This window comes from Nguyenibacter vanlangensis (assembly GCF_013376155.1).
Classification (GTDB): Bacteria; Pseudomonadota; Alphaproteobacteria; order Acetobacterales; family Acetobacteraceae; genus Gluconacetobacter; species Gluconacetobacter vanlangensis.
This window is the reverse complement of sequence record NZ_JABXXP010000523.1, coordinates 1-2,017: the sequence shown is the minus strand read 5'-3', so window position 1 is coordinate 2,017 and position 2,017 is coordinate 1. Positions and strand designations below refer to the sequence as shown.

Genomic DNA, 2,017 nt, shown 5'->3' with positions numbered 1-2,017 from the left:
CTCCCCGCGCCGGCCGGCCGCCCGCCCGCATGTCGACACCGGCGCCCTGACCCTGCTCCTGCTCTGCGCCGCGCTGGCGGTCCTCAGCTTCGCCTGGGCCCGCTCGCCGCTCTTCCTGTTCATCTACCCGGCATTGGCGATGCTGGCCTTCCATGCCCGGGCCGCCTGGGTCTTCACCGCGATCTTCTTCGTCTCCATCCTCGCCTCGGCGCTGACCGCGCACGGCCTGGGGCCGATCGCCCGCCTGTCGCCGGACGGCCACCTGATGCGCGAGGACATGCTGCAGCCCTATCTGTTCTCGCTGCTGCTGGTGGTGCTGCCGATCAACAACGCGGTGGGCGAGAAGCGCCGCTACACAAGCCGGCTGCTGCTGCTCAAGGCCAATCTCGAATATGCCGCGACCCATGACGCGCTGACCGCCACGATGAATCGCCAGATGTTCGAAACGGTGCTCGGCACGCTGATCGCCCGGCATGATTCCGGCATCGTGCTGTTCATCGACATCGATGATTTCAAAAGCATCAATGACGGCCTGGGACACCAGGCCGGCGACGAATTCCTCAAGGCGTTCGGCGCCAGGATGCGCGAACTGGTCGGGGGCCTGCACGGCAGCGTCGGCCGCTTCGGCGGCGACGAATTCGCGGCGATCGTCCCCGGGGCCTTCTCCCCGGCCGAACGCGACCATCTCTGCGCCTCCATCTCCGACGCGCTGCGCGCGCCCTACCGCTTCGCCGGAATCACGCGGTCGGTCACCGCCAGCATCGGCGCCGCCATGATCGACCCCGGCAGCGCCGGCGCCGACGATCTCATGCGCAAGGCCGACATCGCGCTCTACATGACCAAGGCATCCGGCCGCAACGGCTACACGCTCTTTGGCATGCCGCCCGCTGCCAATGCCGTTCCGCCGCCGTCCATGATCATGCTGCAATAGGAAAAGGCCCGGACTCTTCGCCAATCCTCACCCGCCCTCATCACTGGCCTGGCCGGCGATCGGCGCGGGCGCACCGATCTTCTGCCACGTCGGATCCGGATCGAAGCGGGTCATGGCGCTGCCCAGGGCCGGTGTATCCGGCCCAAGATCCTTCGCATAGATTTCGCCATCCTGGTTGACGATGAATGTCATCACGCCGGAATTTCCCCAGCGTACCGGCCACGCGACCAGCCCGAAACCGCCCAGCATCAATCCATCGGCGATATAATCATAGGCGCCGCCACGCGCATGGGGCCCCTGCGCCGTCAGCACGCGAAAGAAATAGCCATGATATGGCTGGGGCTTGCCGGTCCCGCCCGGGTGATAGCCGCCCGCGTACGCCTCGGCGACCAGCGGTCCCAGCGGGCTGGGCGGCTGTCCTTCCTCCGTGGGCCAGTAAAGCCCGTCCTGCTTGCCTGGACTGCTTAAAAGCCGTTGAGCGTAGACATGCACCTTGCGGCCATCATGCAGTCCTTGGGCATACTCGTACTGCGCGTCCACGTAGGCCAGCATGACCTGCTGCGTATACAGCTCGTTCGCGCCGATACGACGATCCAGAATTTCATCAAGCCCTGCCGGGACGTCGAAGGACCAGCCGTGCTGCGAACGGGTCAGGGGAATCGGGAAAGGCCACTGATCCGCGCCGATCGATAATATCGCTGTCCCGTCATGGATGGCGATCGTGTGGCCGGCGTCGTAGGCCGCGACGAATCTGTTCTCGCCGGCCCGATCGGCCGCCGGGTCGCCCGAACTTATGGCACGCAGCCCCGCCTCGCCGAACACCGTCCTGAGTTCGTCGCGATCGTCCGCGCGCGCGCCGAGGACCAACGCCATGATCGCGGCTTCCGGCGTGGCGAAATATTCGCCCGTCGCCGCCGGAGCCGCCGCGAAAAGCGGCAGCACAAGCGGAATGATGGCAAGCCGTCGCCGCAACGATGTGCCCATCATCAACGTCCTCCTCTCCGTCCGCCGCCACCGCGCATGCCCCCGCCACGCATGCCCCCACCGCCGCCACCGCGCATGCCCCCACCACGCGCGGCGCCGGAC

General features: G+C 66.9%; 2 protein-coding genes. One reads left to right on the top strand and one right to left on the bottom strand.

The features are described 5' to 3' along the window. A partial coding sequence (locus HUK84_RS16150) for a GGDEF domain-containing protein (protein WP_176641198.1) occupies nucleotides 1-931 on the top strand: 931 nt, incomplete at its 5' end. A 27-nt stretch (nucleotides 932-958) separates the two neighbouring features. On the opposite strand, the gene HUK84_RS16145 is transcribed toward HUK84_RS16150, so the two are convergent. Next, nucleotides 959-1,918: a DUF2950 domain-containing protein gene (locus tag HUK84_RS16145; protein WP_176641197.1), complete on the bottom strand. Its 960-nt coding sequence runs from the start codon at nucleotides 1,916-1,918 to the stop codon at nucleotides 959-961. Nucleotides 1,919-2,017 lie beyond the last annotated feature (99 nt).

Excerpts from the sequence above, each read along its gene's own strand:
- HUK84_RS16145 (WP_176641197.1), bottom strand. The coding sequence starts at position 1,918 with ATGATGGGCACATCGTTGCGGCGACGGCTTGCCATCATTCCGCTTGTG.